Consider the following 15,968-nt stretch of genomic DNA (forward strand, 5'->3'; position numbering starts at 1 on the left):
CAGCAACAATTCAGCAACTTCCGGGGAAGTGTTTCTGTATTTTTTCGTCCAGGTTCAAAGGGCGGTGGCGCAGCAGGCCGTGGCGTTCCAGGTTGGCGCGCACCTCTGCGTCCGCGCCGCTCATTTCATTGTAGAACGCACGCAGCCCGACCATGCCCTGTTCGGCCTCGATCCAATTGAGCAGTTCGTTCTTGCTCAGCCCCCCCTGTTCGCGCGGAACATTCGGAGCCATGCCGGCCTGATACGAGCCACGATCCATGCGGAACTGGTAGTGCGCTATCCAGTGGTCCCAGTCCGGGGCATGACGATGGCACAGATCGATCTGTGGAAGCTCGTATTTGCAGGGCAGCAGCACCTTGTTCTGAAACAAGTTGTGGATGCGGATGCTCAGGTTCTTCAAGCCGGTGCGCACGAACAGCTTTCCCTGCACGTGACTCAGGAAACCGCCCATGACGAAAGCGCCGTAATTCGGGTAAATGGTCTCGACCAGCGATTCGCGGTTCGGGCCATGCGGGATATGAGCTTTGTACAGGTTATCGCCCCCGGCCAAGGCCTCCAACGGGCGGACGCGCACCGCGGGAACCGTGTCTGGAACATCGCGCAGAACATCGGAAATGGGGGCCGCCGGCCAAAGAAACTCATCCACATCGATATGTGTCAACCAATCCAGCCGAGTGTTTCGATAGGCAAAAGTGGCGTGAACCGACTGGCGCACCTGATGCTTTTCCGGCCGTGCGCGTCCGCGTTTTTCCCAAAAGGCGTCATCACAGTTACGGACCCGGACCTTGGGATGCATTCTCAGAGCCCTGAACGTGCGGCGGTTGGGTTCGTCCATGTAGATATATATGAAATCCGCCCCCAGTTCGAGGTGATGGGCCACGAACCGAAGGACGTCTTCGGTTGGCCCCCGGACCATGGAAACAATGCCCCAGGTGGTCATTTGCGCGGTGCGCGGGCGTCGCGCATGCGTTTCAGGCGTCGAAAAATTCCACCTGGGTCCTTGTTCAATTGGATCATCAGGTGATCCACCAGCGGAGCAATCGTGGGATCGTTCATCGCCTTGGTCCAGATCGGAGCGATGAGATTGACGTCCAGCCCGCCTTTTTCAAAGGAAAAGCCTTTCATCTGATAGGGCAGCGGGACGTGGTTCCTGTCCTTGAACTGAAACGGCGTTTCCGGGGCCAGCCCCGAGAAGAGCCGCTCGAACTCATACAGCTTCATCATGCTGAAGAACACGCGCAAGGCATGTCCGACCTCGCGCTGTGTCGGCGTCTGACCGTGATCCGCAAAGGTCTGAACAGACGACACCAGCCAACGCAGGTCGAGGACGGAAAGAAGATGGTCGGATTGTTCGTCCCACAACCGGCAGAACAGCGCAGGGGCCTGACGCGGAAAGGAGCGTTTTCTGAGATTCGAGATCAGCTTGGCGTTCAGGAAGGCAAGCTCTGACTTTCCGACGAATTCCCGCGCGATCTGAACACGTTTGCGATCCCAGGTGGTGCTGCGCCCGGGTGGCAATTCGGTGGCGGTGTCGGGCACGATGCGTTTGGCCAGATCATCCAGATCGACGTCAAGCTCGGGCAGGGTCAGGGTGCCGAACTGAAACGGGCTGCGCCGGTTCTCATAGCTGTCCAGCATGTCGGGCAGGCCGCCGGGAAAGGTCAGATCGTCATCGCTCATGCGCGCAGGATTGCACAGCCGGAGTCTGCTGTGCAATCAACCCTTTGCCTCAGGTCATCATCTCTTTGGTCGCCGTCAGCGTCAGGTCGGGATAATCGCGGACAACCCGGTCGATATCCCATTGCAAACGCGTCAGATAAACAATGTCGCCGTCATGGTCATGGGCGATGTGCTGCTTGTTGGCGTTGACGAATTTGTCAATCGCCAACTTGTCACCACTGACCCAGCGGGCCGAGGTGAACTGAGACGCCTCGAACCGAACGGGCAGGCCGTATTCCATCTCAATCCGGCTGGCGAGAACCTCGAACTGCAGGGCGCCGACAACGCCAACGATGAAGCCCGAGCCGATGGATGGTTTGAACACCTTAGCCGCGCCTTCCTCGGCGAATTGCATCAGGGCCTTTTCCAGGTGCTTGGCCTTGAGCGGATCACCCGCGCGGACTGTTTGCAGAAGTTCCGGCGCGAAAGAGGGGATGCCGGTCACCCGCAACGCCTCACCCTCGGTCAGAGTATCACCGATGCGCAACTGGCCGTGGTTCGGGATGCCGATGATGTCACCGGCCCAGGCCTCTTCGGCCAGTTCCCGGTCGGAAGCCAGGAACAGAACCGGGTTTGAGATCGCCATCGGTTTTTTCGACCGAACATGAGTCAGCTTCATGCCGCGCTTGAAGTGGCCGCTCGCCATTCGAACAAAGGCCACCCGGTCGCGGTGCTTGGGGTCCATGTTGGCCTGCACTTTGAACACAAACCCGGCGACTTTCTTTTCGTCTGGTGAAATCTGGCGGGGTTCGGCGGACTGAACCTGCGGCTGCGGGCCATAGGCGCCAATGCCTTCCATCAGTTCCTTGACGCCAAACGAGTTGATGGCCGAGCCGAACCAGATCGGGGTCATGTGCCCCTCAAGCACCGCCTGCGGGTCAAGTGCGGGCAGCAGCTCGCGGGCCATCTCGACCTCTTCCAGCAGTTTGTCCAGCAAATGCTCGGGCACGTGTTCCGCCAGTTTGGGGTCGTCCAGCCCGTTGATTTCGATGCTTTCGGCCACCTTGTTGCGGTCGGCGCGATCCATCAGTTCAAGCCGGTCGCGCAGCATGTCATAGCAGCCGATGAAATCGCGCCCCACGCCGATGGGCCAGGCGGCGGGCGTGACGTCGATGGCCAGCATTTCCTGGATTTCGTCGATGATCTCGAACGTGTCGCGGCTTTCGCGGTCCATCTTGTTGCAGAAGGTCAGGATCGGCAGATCGCGCAGGCGGCAGACCTCGAACAGTTTCTGCGTCTGGCTTTCCACACCTTTAGCGCCGTCGATCACCATGACGGCCGCGTCTACGGCTGTCAGCGTGCGATAGGTGTCTTCCGAGAAATCGCTGTGGCCGGGTGTATCCACCAGGTTGAACCGGAAGTTCCCATAGTCGAACGACATCGCAGAAGCCGAAACCGAGATACCGCGATCCTTCTCCATCTGCATGAAGTCCGACCGGGTCCGCCGCGCCTCGCCCTTGGCACGGACCTGACCGGCCATCTGGATCGCGCCCCCGTACAGAAGGAACTTTTCCGTCAGCGTCGTCTTGCCCGCATCCGGGTGCGAGATGATGGCGAATGTCCGGCGCCGGGCGATCTCGGGCGGCAGGGTGGGTTGGTTCGAGGTATCAAGCATGAGCGCGCGTATATGCGGGGAATCCTGCCGAAGCAAGACAAAGGGGCTGGTTCGAATCATACGGCTGTGGCAATAAGAACATATAGTGAACAAATGATGGAGTGGATCAATGAATTTGAAAGAGATTGCAGATGAACTCGTGGCTGGTTGCCGGGAAGACCGGGCCAAGGAAAACCTGTCCAAGCTGTATGCGCCGGATGCCGTTTCGGTCGAAGGGCAGGATTTTCAGGGAATGGGTCGGGAAACCAAAGGGATCGACGCCATCCGTGGCAAACATGAGTGGTGGGAAAGCGCGCATGAAGTGTCTGGTGCGTCTGTCAGCGATCCGCTTTCTCATGGCGAAGACCGTTTTGCCGTGATTTTCGAAGTGCAGGGCAAGGTGAAGGAAACCGGCGAAGCGTTCGATATGCGCGAGGTTGGTGTCTATCACGTCGCCGATGGCAAGATCATCCGGGAAGAGTTCTTCTATTGATCGACGATCTGTTTCTGGTCTTCCCTGTCTGGCCGGTGCTAGACATGCGGCGATGACTGACAGGGAGGATCCGATGGATCTGGGAATCCAAGGAAAACGCGCGCTGGTCTGTGCCAGCAGCAAAGGATTGGGTCTTGGCTGCGCCGAGGCGCTTGCCGCGGCTGGCGTGAATCTGGTGATGAACGCACGCGGCCCCGAGGTGTTGGAGGCTGAAGCCGCACGCCTTCGGTCAGAACACGGCGTCGAGGTGAAGACCGTGGCCTGCGACGTGACCACGCCCGACGGTCAGGCGCAGGTGATCGAGGCCGCGCAGGGCGTTGATATTCTTGTGACAAATGCCGGTGGGCCGCCGCCCGGATCGTGGTCGGACTGGGAGCGTGATGATTTCATCAAGGCGCTGGATGCCAACATGTTGACGCCGATTGCATTCATGAAAGCCCTGCTTCCTGGAATGATGGAAAAGGGTTGGGGCCGGGTGGTGAATATCACCTCGCAATCCGTGCGTGCGCCGATTGCGGTTCTGGGCCTGTCAAACGCGGCGCGTACAGGTCTGACGGGCTATGTGGCCGGAACCTCGCGTCAGGTGGCGCCACACGGGGTGACCATCAACAACCTGCTTCCGGGCATCCACGCCACGGACCGGGCGGATTCTCTGGACAGCGGTGTGGCGGCGCAACAGGGTATTTCGATTGACGAAGCGCGTGCCAACCGTGCGGCGACGATCCCGGTCAGGCGCTATGGTTCACGGCAGGAATTTGGTGCGACCTGTGCGTTTCTGTGTTCGCAACATGCGGGCTTCATCGTTGGCCAGAATATCCTGCTGGACGGCGGTGCGACCAACCTGACGATGTGATCATGGCGCAGGGGTTTTCGTTGAAAGATCAGTTGTTCAACGCTGAGAAGGTCAGCTTTCTCAGCGACTTGTTCTTGGGTGCTGAACCGGGTTTCGACGCCTCTGCGTTTCAGGCGCAGGTCATGTCACGTCTGCCTGAACTGGAACTGAAGCAGCGTATGTGCTGGATCGCGACATGCCTGCAACAGGCCGTGCCGGGTGACTTGCCGACAGTCGCCCCGGTGATTTTACGGTCTTTGCCGCCTCCGCTGGACCCTGCCAGATCGGATGATGATTTCGGCGATTTCATTTTCGCGCCGCTGGGTGAATGGGTCGCGGCCATCGGGCTGGATCACGTAGATCTGTCTTTGGATGTGTTGGAGGAGCTGACGCAGCGGTTTTCGATGGAATGGGCCATTCGGCCTTTCCTGAACCATGCCCCGGACAGGGTGCTTGGGCGGATGCAGGACTGGTGCACCCACAGCAGCTATCACGTGCGCCGATTGGTCAGCGAGGGAACGCGGCCCCGTCTGCCATGGGGGCAGGGCATCGGTCTGGGTCTGACGGACCCGTTGCCGCTGTTGGACAGGTTGCACGGCGATCCGACCCGGTATGTGACGCGGTCGGTGGCCAACCATTTGAATGATATTGCCAAGAAAGACCCGGGCTTGGTCCTGGCGCGTCTGGACAAGTGGCGCACCGAGGCGCGACAGACAGCGGCAGAGCTGGAGTGGATGACCTCTCATACGTTGCGCGGATTGGTCAAGGCCGGGCACCCTGAGGCGATGAAGATGCTGGGATATGACCCTGCTGCGGATATCGCCGTGACAATTGATCTGGGTTCCGAGGCCCGTATCGGCGAAGCGCTGGAGTTTTCCGTTGATCTGACCGGGGCAGGGAAACAACCGGTTCTGGTGGATTATATTATTTATTTTCAGCGCTCAGCGGGAAAAACATCACCTAAGGTGTACAAGCTGAAACAGGCGGCTTTGAACAACGGCAGGCTCACATTGGCCAAGCGTCACAGGCTGAAGGGTGATGCGTCTACCTTCAGGCTAATCCCCGGCGCGCATCGGCTTGAGGTTCAGGTGAACGGCGTTGTCCGTGCCGGCGTGGACTTTGAGTTGCTGGGGTAGTTGCGCGCAAGAAAACTCACGCTTTCGTCAGAACGACCGTGGCCGGATTGCGAATGCAAGGTCGCTGCACTAGCTGCGTACAGGCAAGCATGACGGGGAAGCAGCGATGAAACACGATTCGGTACGGAATTATTATGGTGAAGTCCTGCAAAGCAGTGCGGACTTGCAGACCAACGCCTGTTGCACGCCGGACGACATGCCGGATCATTTCAAGCGGATAGTGTCCAGGATTCATGACGATGTGCTGACCCGTTATTACGGGTGTGGTCTGATCGCGCCTCTGGATCTCGAGGGCATGTCGATCCTCGATCTTGGCTGTGGTGCGGGGCGCGACGTCTATGCGCTGTCTGCCATGGTTGGCGAAAAGGGCCGGGTCGTCGGTGTGGACATGACGCCCGAACAACTGGACGTTGCCCGCGCGCATCAGGAATATCACGCCAAGGCGTTTGGATACACCAAAAGCAATGTGGAATTCCATCACGGCTATATCGAGAAGCTGGAGGAACTGGATCTGGAACGCGGATCGTTCGACATCATCGTCTCGAACTGCGTCATCAACCTGGCGACCGACAAGGATGCCGTGCTGCGCGGCGCGCACCGGTTGCTGAAAGAAGGCGGCGAGATGTATTTCTCGGACGTCTATGCCGACCGCCGTGTCCCGAAGGCGATGGCCGAGGATGAGGTTCTTTATGGCGAGTGTCTGTCGGGTGCATTGTACTGGAATGATTTCCTGTCGATGGCGCGCAAGGCAGGTTTCGGTGATCCGCGCCGGGTGACGTACCGCCCGCTGACCATCGAGAATCCTGCGCTGGAAGAACGTGTTGCCCCGCTCAGGTTCCTGTCGGCGACCTACCGTCTGTTCAAGCTGCCGGCGCTGGAACCGGCCTGCGAGGATTACGGCCAGGCGGTGGTCTACAAAGGTACTGTTCCCAACGCGCCGCATGCGTATGTTCTGGACGATCACCATGTCATCGAAACCGGCAAGGTCTTTCCAGTTTGCGGCAATACCTGGATGATGCTGCGGGACACGCGGTTTGCCCGCCACTTCGACTTTATCGGTGATTTTTCCACCCATTTCGGCATTTTCGAGGGCTGCGGCGGCGAAAGCCCGTTCGAGGCAACAGGTGAAATCGCATCATCCGGCGGTTGCTGCTGATCTCTTGCACCTGAGGGGCGGGGTTGCTATCCCCGCCCAAGCCCGATGGATTTGATCGGGAAAGGCAATGGGGTCCATCGGTGACAGGAAACGCAACTCCTCCGCGTCTGGAAATTCGCAACATTATTCGCCGGTTCGAGGGGCGGGTTGTTGTGGATGACGTTTCATTGACCGTGCAGGCCGGCAAGGTGACGTGTTTGCTGGGGCCGTCAGGTTGCGGGAAATCCACCACCCTGCGCATGATCGCCGGGGTCGAGATGCAAGACTCGGGCGAGATCTACGTCGATGGCAAACTGATCTGCGACACCGTGTTTCGGGTGCCCCCAGAGCGGCGCGAGATCGGGTTGATGTTTCAGGACTTTGCGCTGTTTCCTCATTTGAGCGTGGCCAACAACGTGGCCTTTGGCCTGAAAGGCAGCAAGGACGAAAAACGAGCCCGGGTCGAAGAGCTTTTGCGCAAAGTGGACCTGATGCGGTTCATCGACGGGTTCCCACATCAGCTGTCGGGCGGCGAGCAACAACGTGTGGCCCTAGCCCGCGCTTTGGCGCCACGGCCCCGGATCATGCTGATGGACGAGCCCTTTTCGGGCCTCGACAACCGTCTGCGCGACGGTATTCGGGATGAGACGCTGTCCATTCTCAAGGAAGAGGATGCGGCCGTTCTGCTGGTTACGCATGAACCGGAAGAGGCGATGCGGATGGCGGATGAGATCGCGCTGATGCGGCGCGGCAAGATCGTCCAGCAGGGCGCGCCATACAATGTCTATACCCGGCCGGCGGACAAGGCGGCCGTGGCCTTTTTCAGTGATGTCAACGTGTTGCGGGCGCAGGTGAACGGAGCGCTGGCAGACACGCCGTTCGGCCAGTTTCTGGCGCCGGGTATTCCGGATGGAACGGATGTCGAGATCGTATTTCGCCCCCAGCATGTCAAACTGGATTTCGACCGCAACGGAAAGGGCCCGCTGCCGACCGCGACCGATGGCGTTGCCGCGCGGGGCGTGGTCGAGCGTGCGCGTTTTCTGGGAAACGAAAGCCTGGTCGAGTTTCGCATGGACTACGACGGCTCGATCCTCAGGGCGACGGTCCCCAATGTCTTTGTGCCCAATCCGGGCCGTGTCATGTGGCTGACCATTCGTCGCGACAAATGTTTCGTTTTCCCCGAGGCGCAGAGTTAACCTCGCGATTTCCGTGCAAGTGGTGCGCGAAAGCCTCAGATTGCAGGGTCGCGTCGCTTGCCGCATCGCGGGGCTGGGTCTATCAAGGGCCAAACGCGGGGGTAAATCGGGCACATGCGTATTCTTCTGACCAATGATGACGGGATCAACGCTCCGGGCTTGATCACGCTGGAGGCGATCGCTGCCGAACTGGCAGGTCCGGATGGTGAGGTCTGGGTGGTCGCGCCCGCCTTTGAACAATCGGGTGTCGGGCATTGCATCAGCTATACCCATCCCACGATGATCGCCAAGCTGGGCGAACGGCGTTATGCGGCGGAGGGGTCGCCTGCGGATTGTGTATTGGCGGGGCTGCATGACGTGATGTCAGACAGCCCGCCGGATCTGGTCCTGTCCGGCGTGAACCGGGGCAACAACTCGGCCGAGAACACGCTTTATTCGGGCACTATCGGCGGAGCGATGGAAGCGGCGCTGCAGGGGGTTCCTGCGATTGCTCTGTCACAGTATTTCGGCCCGCGAAATCTGGGGCTGGACGACCCGTTCGAGGCTGCCGCGCGGTTCGGGGCCGATCTGGTCCGGCGTATTTTGGATGCAACCCCGGCCGAGCAGGGCGATTACCGCCTGTTTTACAACGTGAACTTCCCACCTGTCCCGGCAGATGAAGTGCGCGGTACGCGCGTTGCCGCGCAGGGTTTCCGGCGCGACACGCATTTTTCGGTGGAGCCGCACAGCTCGCCCTCGGGGCGGCGGTTCCTGTGGATCAAGGGCGGCTATCAGCATAACCCGACTGCGCCGGGAACGGATGCTGCGGTCAATCTGGAAGGCTATATCTCGGTTACGCCGATGCGCGCCGACTTGACCGCATATGACATGCTGGAGGCATTGAAGGCGGTCGAATGAGCGGACTGGACCCGGAAACCGTGATGCAGTTCCTGTTTGCCCTGCGCAAACGGGGGGTCACGGATGCGCGCGTTCTGGAGGCAATGGAACAGGTTGATCGGGGCCGCTTTGTCACCGGCCTGTTCGCAGATCGCGCTTACGAGGACATGCCATTGCCGATCTCCTGCGGTCAGACGATCAGTCAGCCGTCGGTCGTTGGTCTCATGACGCAGGCGCTGGACGTTCGGCCGCGCGATACCGTGCTCGAGATCGGAACCGGGTCAGGTTACCAGGCCGCAATCCTGTCGAAACTGGCGCGCAGGGTCTATACGGTCGAACGCCATCGGCGGCTGGTCAGCGAGACAGGGAAGCTTTTTGCCGATTTGGGGCTTACGAATATAACGGCCATGTTGTCGGATGGATCCTTTGGCTTGCCGGAACAGGCTCCGTTTGATCGGATCATCGTGACGGCCGCGGCCGAAGACCCTCCGGGACCGCTCTTGGCGCAGCTGAAAATCGGGGGTATTATGGTTTTACCCGTGGGTCAGTCGGACACGGTGCAGCAGTTGATCAAAGTAACGCGCACCGAGGCCGGTCTGGACTATGAAGAATTGACGTCGGTCCGTTTCGTGCCTCTGCTTGAGGGGCTTGGCAAGGACGAGGCGTAACAGGCTTGATAAATTGGTCGTCGAAACCCCGGACAACAGGGGCAGGCGTTGAGGACAGAATTATGAGTGCAGTATCCAAATCAGCTATGCGTCGCTGCGCGACCGGAGTGGCCGCTCTGGCCATTCTGGCTGGGTGTGAAGGGCCACTGGATTATGACCTGCGCGGTCAGGTCGGCGGATTTTCGACCACTGATGCAGTGCAGTCGGCAACAACGTCGCGCCCGTCGCCCGACAGCCGGGGGGTGATAACCTATCCGAACTACCAGGTTGTCGTGGCCCGACGCGGCGACACGGTGCGCGATGTGGCCGCGCGTGTCGGCCTGCCCGAGGGTGAGCTGTCTCGGTTCAACGGCCTTCAGACAACCGACACCCTGCGAGAGGGCGAAGTTCTGGCCTTGCCGCGTTCGGTAGGTGCAGGCAGTGGCGTAGATATCGCATCAGTTGCCGGAGCCGCCATTGATCAGGCCCCTGAAACGGGGGGCGTCCGGACAACGACGCTGGAGCCTGCCAAGCCAGCCCCGGCGCCCGTCGCAAGCGGGCCGGAACCTGTCCGCCACAAGGTCAAGCGCGGCGAAACGGCTTACACGATATCGCGCCTCTATCAGGTGCCGGTGGAATCGCTGGCGGAATGGAACGGCCTGGGGTCCGACTTCACCGTGCGTGAAGGTCAGTTTCTGTTGATCCCGGTCAAGAACCAGTCCGCGCCACGTCAAAGCGCTGCTGCAGCGGCACCGGTTGCGGCCACCGAGGTAACGGAGCCGGGGCAGGGGTCGCCGACGCCGACGCCTCCAAGTGCCACGCAGCCCTTGCCCGACGAAAAGGTCGCGCCGCGCGCTGAAGCCCCTGATGTGACGGCCGAAGCCCCGACAAACACGCGATCAACGGCCTTGTCGATGCCGGTCAGCGGCACCATCATCCGCGGCTATAAAAAGGGCAAGAACGAAGGTATCGACATCGCTGCGGCCCCCGGCACAGCCGTGAACGCGGCTGAAGCCGGAACCGTTGCGGCGATTACCGCGGACGCGGATCAGGTGCCGATCATCGTAGTCAAACACAAAAACGATCTGCTGACGGTCTATGCCAATGTTGATGACATCACCGTCAAGAAAGGGGATCGTGTGCGCCGTGGACAAAAGCTGGCGCAGTTGAGGGGTGGAGACGATGCCTATGTGCATTTCGAGGTGCGCAAGGGGTTTGAATCGGTGGATCCGGACCCCTACTTGAAATGAGGGTGTATGGCCCTTTCGGGCCATGCCTCCGGCGGGAGTATTTTTGAAAAGATGAAGTGTGTCAGGCGTTTGGGTCGTAGTCGCTCAGGCGTTTGCCGGGTTCGTCTGCAAAGATCTCTGGCAGCGGCGAGACGGATTCGATCAGGTCGATGCGGAAGACGCGGAAGCCGTTGCGCAGTTCGCACCATGCCGTGAGCGTCCAGACGCGGCCCCAATACTCCATGTGAAGCGGACGGATGGTGCGTTCAGTCAGAACGCCGTCAATGCGACGGTAGGACAGGTGAAGCTTTTGGCGTGATTTGATGGCCGCGCGGATCGGAGCCATATGCGCAAGCCCGCGGGCTGCATCTGCAAAAGGGTAGACAGCGAATCTCCAGCTATCGGCTTCGGCCACAACCTGTGTGGGCAGAACGGCATCGATCTTGTCTGCCAGTGAGTTGGCGGCGGCTTTCAGGTCTGGATCTGCGGCTTCGGCCACGATCGCCATGCCGAGGTTCAGGGCCTCAAGCTCGGCCGGGGTCAGATTCAGCGGCGGCAGGGTGATCTGCTCGCGCACCATGTAACCCACGCCGCGCTCTCCTTCGACCGGAACGCCCGAGGCGACCAGCGTGTCCATGTCGCGATAGATGGTACGGACCGACACTTCCAGCTGGTCCGCGATGTCCTGCGCGCGGTGCAGTTTGCCGTCGCGCAGGATCTGGATGATATCGAACAGGCGGTCAGTTCGGCGCATGACTCGCCGTCCGGACCGCGCCTAGGCAGTCATGTTCCATAATACAGCCTCATGGCGCATCTGAACGCTTTCAGGGTTGATGGCCGCCATCATGCCAGCTGCACATTCCTGTTGCGGGAACTGCGCCGCAGCGTCCTGCGCGGCCTTCATATCCGTCCAGACGACATAGTCGGTCCAGCGGCCGTCTGCGCCATGGCTGAGCTGTCGATGGGCAAAGCCAGGTGCGCTGCGAACAAAGGCTTCGGATGCCTTGCTGAGCTTTACGAACTCTTCAGGGGTGGTGCCGTTGGCAAGAGTGAAGGTGACGATTTCAGCAACATGGGTCATTTGAGTCTCCGTTGACCAGGTTTCGATGCCATCGTTCTAGCCACTTCCAACTGACATAAACCTGTCAGTTGGAAAATGCGAGCCCATAGTTTTTGCAGATGAGGTCAATTTTCGCCCTCAATCTGTGCCGGATCCCTTTTGGGACAGGGCCTGGGGGCGTAAACACGGACCCAGTTCATATTCCCGGCGCACAAGGGCGCCGATGAAAAAGGAGAAATGAGATGCTGAACAATATTGGCCTTCCCGGTCTTCTGCTGATCGCCGTTGTGGTTCTGGTTCTGTTTGGCCGCGGCAAGATCAGCTCGCTGATGGGCGAAGTCGGCAAAGGCATCACCGCGTTCAAGAAGGGTGTGAAGGACGGTTCGGAAGAACTGGAACAGGACGCGTCGGAACTGGCCAAGGACGTGACGCCTGAAACCGAGAAAGACAAGGCGTAAGCGCAGATGTTTGATCTGGGCTGGACCGAACTTCTGGTCATCGGCATTGTCGCCCTGATCGTCGTCGGGCCGAAGGACCTGCCGGTTTTGTTCCGCAATGTCGGGCGGTTTGTCGGCAAGGCCCGTGGCATGGCACGCGAATTCAGCAGCGCCATGAACGAGGCCGCCGATCAGGCCGGTGTGAACGAGATCAAGAAAGGTCTCAACGCCGCCGCGAATCCGGTTGGCTCGGCCATGGACGGCGTGAAACAAGCCGCGCAGGATATGGCAAAAAGCATGGATCCCACCAAGTTCGATCCTGACAGCGAAACCGGTAAACTGGCAGCCGAGCGAGCCGAACAGGCCAAGAAAATTCAGGCCTCAACGGCCCGCGCTGCCGCCGAGCGCAAGGCCAAGGAAGCTGCCGAGGCCCTGGCCAAGGCCGAAGAAGCCGAAGCGGCGCTGAACACTGAAGGCGAAACATGACCAAGACCGACGAGATCGAAGATACCTCGGCCCCATTGATCGAGCACCTGGCCGAGCTGCGTACGCGGTTGATCCACTGCGTCGTGGCTTTTCTGGTCGGGATGATCATCTGCTTTACGGTGGCCACGCCGATCTTCAATTTTCTGACCAACCCTTTGTGTGAGGTCCTGACCGAGCGCGGACAGGATTGCGGCCTGATCTTCATCTCGCCGCAGGAAGGGTTCTTTGTCGCGATCAAGGTCTCGCTTTTGGGGGGCTTCATTTTGGCGTTTCCCTATATCGGGATGCAGATGTGGCGCTTTGTGGCTCCGGGCCTCTACAAGTCAGAGAAGAATGCATTTCTGCCCTTCATGCTGGCCTCGCCCTTCATGTTCCTTCTGGGCGCCAGCTTTGCCTTCTACGTTGTCACGCCTCTGGCCTATGACTTCTTCCTTGGGTTCCAGCAATTCGGTGCTGAAGGCGAAGCCGTGGCCGATGGCGCGACGGCCGCGCCGCTGAGCGTGGTGTTTCAGGGCTCGGCACAGGAATACCTGAACCTGACGATCAAGTTCATCGTGGCCTTTGGGCTGTGCTTCCAATTGCCGGTTCTTCTGACCCTGATGGGCAAGGCAGGGCTGGTCAGCGCCGAGGGGCTGGGGGCCGTGCGCAAATATGCGGTGGTCGGCATTCTGGTGCTGGCGGCGATCGTGACGCCTCCTGACGTGATCACGCAGATTATCCTTTTTGTCGTGGTCTATGGCCTCTACGAGATTTCGATCTTCCTGGTGGCCCGGGTTGAAAAGAAGCGGGAAGAGCAGTTGCGGGCCGACGGCTATTATGACGATGAAGAAGCCGAAGCGGACGAAGATCTGGTGCGGGAATTCGAAGACGACAAGTAACCTGCTGAAACAACAGCCGAGGCGCGCCCCGTTCGGGCGCGCCTTTTTCGTTCGCGGGCCTTGTTGCGCCAATCAGAACATGCTTTGAACCGATCCGTATCTGACCGGAGGAGCCGATGGACGATCAAGCCCTGAACCGTATTGCTGCCGCGTTGGAGCGCATGGCGCCGGCACCTTTGGCCACACCGGATTTCAACGCAGCCCCGGCCTTTGTCTGGCATGTGGAACCGGAACGCCTGGAACCGGTCGAACAGGTCAATCGCGTCGATCTGGATCTGCTGGTCGGCATCAATCGGTCGCGCGACACGTTACTTGACAACACCCGCCGCTTCGCGGCCGGCTACAAGGCAAACAATGCACTGTTGTGGGGCGCGCGCGGGATGGGCAAATCCAGCCTCGTGAAGGCCGTCCACGGCACGCTGAGCGCAGATCATCCTGACCTGAAGCTTGTGGAGCTACAGCGCGAGGATATGGGCTCGGTCGCGCGTCTGCTGAACCACCTGCGCGCGGCGCCTTATCGGTTCATCCTGTTTTGCGACGACCTCTCGTTCAGTCACGATGACCAGCATTACAAATCGCTCAAGGCCGTTCTGGATGGCGGTATCGAAGGTCGCCCGGAAAACGTGGTGTTCTACGCGACCTCGAACCGCCGTCACCTGATGCCGCGGGACATGATTGAAAACGAACGTTCCAGCGCCATCAACCCGTCAGAGGCGGTCGAGGAAAAGGTTTCTCTGTCCGACCGCTTCGGTTTGTGGCTGGGATTCCACCCCTGCGATCAGGACGAATATCTTGCCATGATCGACCGTTATTGCGCGGCCTATGGCGTTTCGGTCGATGCCGAAATCCTGCGCGCCGAAGCAATCGAATGGCAGGCCACGCGCGGATCGCGTTCAGGCCGTGTCGCGTGGCAGTTCTTCGTCGATCTGGCCGGGCGCAACGGCGTTCATATCGCCTGATCCCGGCTTCATCTGGCTAAAAATATTCCCGCCGGAGGCATGGCCCGTCAGGGCCATTTCCTAAAGCAGCGCCAGTATCCGGGCGGCCTCATCAGCCGTGCTCGTCAGTGCATCGCGATCTTCGCCCGGGTGGAACCGGGCACGCACGGCGGTCGGCATCGGTGCTGGTTCCACGATCGAAACGCGCGGACCGGTGCGTTCGGTCTCGGCCGCCCAACTGCGGGCCAAGGCCATTTGCGCGGCCTTGGTGGCACCATAGATGCCATAGAATTTCTCACCGGCCTTTGGGTCATCGAAAAACACCGCGTGGCCGTTTTCACCCAGCAGGGGCGAGACATATGGGATCAGAACCGAGGTTGCGTTTGCATTCGTGTTGACTGCCTTGGTCCATTCCTTGGGGTCGACGAAATGTACAGGCGTCAGCGCCGAGGTGTGAATGGCCGTATGCAGCCACAAATCCACCTTGCCCCAACGGTCATGGATCCCGCGGCACAGGGTTGCCATCGCGTTCGGATCGGTGATGTCCATCGGTGCCAGCGTGGCAGAGCCACCCTTGGCTTTGATGCGATCATCCAGTTCTTCCAGCCCACCAGTGGTCCGGGCGACGGCGACGATGTGGTATTCGGGCGCCAGCGCTTCGGCCAGGGCAGCGCCCAGCCCGCGCGAGGCCCCGGTTATCAGGGCGATTTTGGTCGTATCGGTCATGCCTGCGGTTTGAACCCCCGCGCGCGGGGCGTCAAGATGTGATCAGCCGCCGGGGATGGCGATACGCCGGGTCTGGCCGCTTTGTCGCAGCATTATGCCATGCTCATCAATCGCGACAACTGTGCCCGAGGCAACGCGGCTTCCGGGTTTTACTTCTTTCACGCGGCCTGATGTCAGTCGCATCAGGGCGCGCATATCCGCTTTCGGCCCGAATACGCCCAGAACCGAGACGGAATTCTTCTTCAGCGCGCCCCGCTGTGTGGCCGCGCTTTGGACTTTGGCGTTTGACATGATCCGCGGACCGGGCCGTGGCCCGAACCCCTTTTTGAGTGAGTGGTCGCGGCCAGATAGCAAAACGCTCAAGCGAACAAAAGCGCTGCACGGACAGGTGTCATCACGATTTGGCGCCCTTGAAAAAAGCCCTTGTGATTGCGTGGAATTCGCCGACTGGTTGTGGCAAATTTCCACTCATCCACATCCCATGACAGCAATCAGGCCGGTCGACAGCTATCGGCTGGCCAGGATGTTCCGCCGTTTTGATTCGCTTTTCAGAACGGAAAACTGACTGTGTCAGTCCCGTTTCGTC

Annotated in this window: 20 protein-coding genes; 13 read left to right on the forward strand and 7 right to left on the reverse strand. The window is 59.9% G+C overall.

The window, feature by feature from the left end:
* Window positions 1-10: 10 nt before the first annotated feature.
* From ACR0A2_RS02040 to ACR0A2_RS02050, 3 genes are read right to left on the reverse strand one after another with little or no spacing between them, the layout of a single operon-like run.
* Complete coding sequence (locus ACR0A2_RS02040; protein WP_480833884.1) at window positions 11-940, reverse strand: glycosyltransferase family 2 protein; 930 nt, start codon at window positions 938-940, stop codon at window positions 11-13.
* A complete protein-coding gene (locus ACR0A2_RS02045; protein WP_480833885.1) occupies window positions 937-1,680 on the reverse strand; it encodes a hypothetical protein in 744 nt (247 codons plus the stop codon). Before ACR0A2_RS02045 ends, ACR0A2_RS02040 begins: the two co-directional genes overlap by 4 nt.
* Window positions 1,681-1,729: 49 nt before the next feature.
* Window positions 1,730-3,334: a peptide chain release factor 3 gene (locus ACR0A2_RS02050; RefSeq protein ID WP_480833886.1), complete on the reverse strand. Its 1,605-nt coding sequence runs from the start codon at window positions 3,332-3,334 to the stop codon at window positions 1,730-1,732.
* Window positions 3,335-3,443: 109 nt separating this feature from the next.
* On the opposite strand from ACR0A2_RS02050, the gene ACR0A2_RS02055 reads away from it, so the two are divergent.
* From ACR0A2_RS02055 to ACR0A2_RS02090, 8 genes are all read left to right on the forward strand, one after another.
* Window positions 3,444-3,806, forward strand: coding sequence for a SnoaL-like domain-containing protein (locus tag ACR0A2_RS02055; RefSeq protein WP_480833887.1), 363 nt, complete (start codon window positions 3,444-3,446; stop codon window positions 3,804-3,806).
* 73 nt (window positions 3,807-3,879) lie between these two features.
* Entirely contained in the window at window positions 3,880-4,659 is a 780-nt protein-coding gene (locus tag ACR0A2_RS02060) for an SDR family oxidoreductase (protein ID WP_480833888.1), read from the forward strand.
* Window positions 4,660-4,661: 2 nt separating this feature from the next.
* Window positions 4,662-5,774 (forward strand): hypothetical protein, encoded by a 1,113-nt coding sequence (locus ACR0A2_RS02065; protein WP_480833889.1) that lies wholly within the window; start codon window positions 4,662-4,664, stop codon window positions 5,772-5,774.
* Between the two features lie 106 nt (window positions 5,775-5,880).
* Entirely contained in the window at window positions 5,881-6,930 is a 1,050-nt protein-coding gene (locus ACR0A2_RS02070) for a methyltransferase domain-containing protein (protein WP_480833890.1), read from the forward strand.
* Between the two features lie 80 nt (window positions 6,931-7,010).
* On the forward strand, window positions 7,011-8,105 hold the full coding sequence (locus ACR0A2_RS02075; RefSeq protein WP_171231521.1) for an ABC transporter ATP-binding protein: 1,095 nt from the start codon (window positions 7,011-7,013) through the stop codon (window positions 8,103-8,105).
* Window positions 8,106-8,219: 114 nt separating this feature from the next.
* A complete protein-coding gene (gene surE / locus ACR0A2_RS02080) occupies window positions 8,220-9,002 on the forward strand; it encodes a 5'/3'-nucleotidase SurE (protein WP_480445317.1) in 783 nt (260 codons plus the stop codon).
* Window positions 8,999-9,649: a protein-L-isoaspartate(D-aspartate) O-methyltransferase gene (locus tag ACR0A2_RS02085; RefSeq protein WP_152458180.1), complete on the forward strand. Its 651-nt coding sequence runs from the start codon at window positions 8,999-9,001 to the stop codon at window positions 9,647-9,649. Before surE ends, ACR0A2_RS02085 begins: the two co-directional genes overlap by 4 nt.
* 62 nt (window positions 9,650-9,711) lie before the next feature.
* Window positions 9,712-10,878 carry a LysM peptidoglycan-binding domain-containing protein gene (locus ACR0A2_RS02090; RefSeq protein ID WP_480833891.1) on the forward strand — a complete coding sequence of 389 codons (1,167 nt, stop codon included), beginning with the start codon at window positions 9,712-9,714 and terminating at the stop codon, window positions 10,876-10,878.
* Window positions 10,879-10,939: 61 nt separating this feature from the next.
* On the opposite strand, the gene ACR0A2_RS02095 is transcribed toward ACR0A2_RS02090, so the two are convergent.
* The gene (locus tag ACR0A2_RS02095; RefSeq protein WP_480833892.1) at window positions 10,940-11,611 is read right to left on the reverse strand and encodes a helix-turn-helix transcriptional regulator; all 672 of its coding nucleotides are present in this window, start codon (window positions 11,609-11,611) and stop codon (window positions 10,940-10,942) included.
* A 21-nt stretch (window positions 11,612-11,632) separates the two neighbouring features.
* Entirely contained in the window at window positions 11,633-11,938 is a 306-nt protein-coding gene (locus tag ACR0A2_RS02100; protein WP_480833894.1) for a hypothetical protein, read from the reverse strand.
* Between the two features lie 221 nt (window positions 11,939-12,159).
* Here ACR0A2_RS02100 and ACR0A2_RS02105 point away from each other — a divergent pair, with 221 nt between their 5' ends.
* The 4 genes from ACR0A2_RS02105 to ACR0A2_RS02120 all read left to right on the forward strand — a co-directional run bounded on the left by ACR0A2_RS02105 (window position 12,160) and on the right by ACR0A2_RS02120 (window position 14,677).
* Window positions 12,160-12,375 carry a twin-arginine translocase TatA/TatE family subunit gene (locus ACR0A2_RS02105; protein ID WP_152458176.1) on the forward strand — a complete coding sequence of 72 codons (216 nt, stop codon included), beginning with the start codon at window positions 12,160-12,162 and terminating at the stop codon, window positions 12,373-12,375.
* Window positions 12,376-12,381: 6 nt separating this feature from the next.
* A complete protein-coding gene (tatB, locus tag ACR0A2_RS02110) occupies window positions 12,382-12,840 on the forward strand; it encodes a Sec-independent protein translocase protein TatB (protein WP_480833895.1) in 459 nt (152 codons plus the stop codon).
* Window positions 12,837-13,718, forward strand: a complete 882-nt coding sequence (gene tatC, locus ACR0A2_RS02115) for a twin-arginine translocase subunit TatC (protein WP_480833896.1) — start codon at window positions 12,837-12,839, stop codon at window positions 13,716-13,718. Before tatB ends, tatC begins: the two co-directional genes overlap by 4 nt.
* Window positions 13,719-13,834: 116 nt before the next feature.
* Complete coding sequence (locus ACR0A2_RS02120) at window positions 13,835-14,677, forward strand: ATP-binding protein (protein ID WP_170344072.1); 843 nt, start codon at window positions 13,835-13,837, stop codon at window positions 14,675-14,677.
* Window positions 14,678-14,737: 60 nt separating this feature from the next.
* On the opposite strand, the gene ACR0A2_RS02125 is transcribed toward ACR0A2_RS02120, so the two are convergent.
* Complete coding sequence (locus ACR0A2_RS02125) at window positions 14,738-15,382, reverse strand: SDR family NAD(P)-dependent oxidoreductase (protein WP_170344073.1); 645 nt, start codon at window positions 15,380-15,382, stop codon at window positions 14,738-14,740.
* 42 nt (window positions 15,383-15,424) lie between these two features.
* On the reverse strand, window positions 15,425-15,673 hold the full coding sequence (locus tag ACR0A2_RS02130) for a hypothetical protein (RefSeq protein ID WP_480445311.1): 249 nt from the start codon (window positions 15,671-15,673) through the stop codon (window positions 15,425-15,427).
* On the opposite strand from ACR0A2_RS02130, the gene ACR0A2_RS02135 reads away from it, so the two are divergent.
* Window positions 15,672-15,947 carry a hypothetical protein gene (locus ACR0A2_RS02135; protein ID WP_480445309.1) on the forward strand — a complete coding sequence of 92 codons (276 nt, stop codon included), beginning with the start codon at window positions 15,672-15,674 and terminating at the stop codon, window positions 15,945-15,947. The genes ACR0A2_RS02130 and ACR0A2_RS02135 overlap by 2 nt on opposite strands.
* The last annotated feature ends 21 nt before the right edge of the window (window positions 15,948-15,968 follow it).

Source organism: Ruegeria sp. H8, assembly GCF_056532905.1.

Bases quoted from the DNA above. Each gene is read 5' to 3' on its own strand.
- surE (WP_480445317.1), top strand. From the start codon at position 8,220: ATGCGTATTCTTCTGACCAATGATGACGGGATCAACGCTCCGGGCTTG.
- ACR0A2_RS02065 (WP_480833889.1), top strand. From the start codon at position 4,662: ATGGCGCAGGGGTTTTCGTTGAAAGATCAGTTGTTCAACGCTGAGAAG.
- ACR0A2_RS02045 (WP_480833885.1), bottom strand. From the start codon at position 1,680: ATGAGCGATGACGATCTGACCTTTCCCGGCGGCCTGCCCGACATGCTG.
- ACR0A2_RS02090 (WP_480833891.1), top strand. From the start codon at position 9,712: ATGAGTGCAGTATCCAAATCAGCTATGCGTCGCTGCGCGACCGGAGTG.
- ACR0A2_RS02135 (WP_480445309.1), top strand. From the start codon at position 15,672: ATGATCCGCGGACCGGGCCGTGGCCCGAACCCCTTTTTGAGTGAGTGG.
- tatB (WP_480833895.1), top strand. From the start codon at position 12,382: ATGTTTGATCTGGGCTGGACCGAACTTCTGGTCATCGGCATTGTCGCC.
- ACR0A2_RS02060 (WP_480833888.1), top strand. From the start codon at position 3,880: ATGGATCTGGGAATCCAAGGAAAACGCGCGCTGGTCTGTGCCAGCAGC.
- tatC (WP_480833896.1), top strand. From the start codon at position 12,837: ATGACCAAGACCGACGAGATCGAAGATACCTCGGCCCCATTGATCGAG.
- ACR0A2_RS02105 (WP_152458176.1), top strand. From the start codon at position 12,160: ATGCTGAACAATATTGGCCTTCCCGGTCTTCTGCTGATCGCCGTTGTG.
- ACR0A2_RS02095 (WP_480833892.1), bottom strand. From the start codon at position 11,611: ATGCGCCGAACTGACCGCCTGTTCGATATCATCCAGATCCTGCGCGAC.
- ACR0A2_RS02040 (WP_480833884.1), bottom strand. From the start codon at position 940: ATGACCACCTGGGGCATTGTTTCCATGGTCCGGGGGCCAACCGAAGAC.
- ACR0A2_RS02125 (WP_170344073.1), bottom strand. From the start codon at position 15,382: ATGACCGATACGACCAAAATCGCCCTGATAACCGGGGCCTCGCGCGGG.
- ACR0A2_RS02055 (WP_480833887.1), top strand. From the start codon at position 3,444: ATGAATTTGAAAGAGATTGCAGATGAACTCGTGGCTGGTTGCCGGGAA.
- ACR0A2_RS02050 (WP_480833886.1), bottom strand. From the start codon at position 3,334: ATGCTTGATACCTCGAACCAACCCACCCTGCCGCCCGAGATCGCCCGG.
- ACR0A2_RS02120 (WP_170344072.1), top strand. From the start codon at position 13,835: ATGGACGATCAAGCCCTGAACCGTATTGCTGCCGCGTTGGAGCGCATG.
- ACR0A2_RS02070 (WP_480833890.1), top strand. From the start codon at position 5,881: ATGAAACACGATTCGGTACGGAATTATTATGGTGAAGTCCTGCAAAGC.
- ACR0A2_RS02130 (WP_480445311.1), bottom strand. From the start codon at position 15,673: ATGTCAAACGCCAAAGTCCAAAGCGCGGCCACACAGCGGGGCGCGCTG.
- ACR0A2_RS02085 (WP_152458180.1), top strand. From the start codon at position 8,999: ATGAGCGGACTGGACCCGGAAACCGTGATGCAGTTCCTGTTTGCCCTG.
- ACR0A2_RS02100 (WP_480833894.1), bottom strand. From the start codon at position 11,938: ATGACCCATGTTGCTGAAATCGTCACCTTCACTCTTGCCAACGGCACC.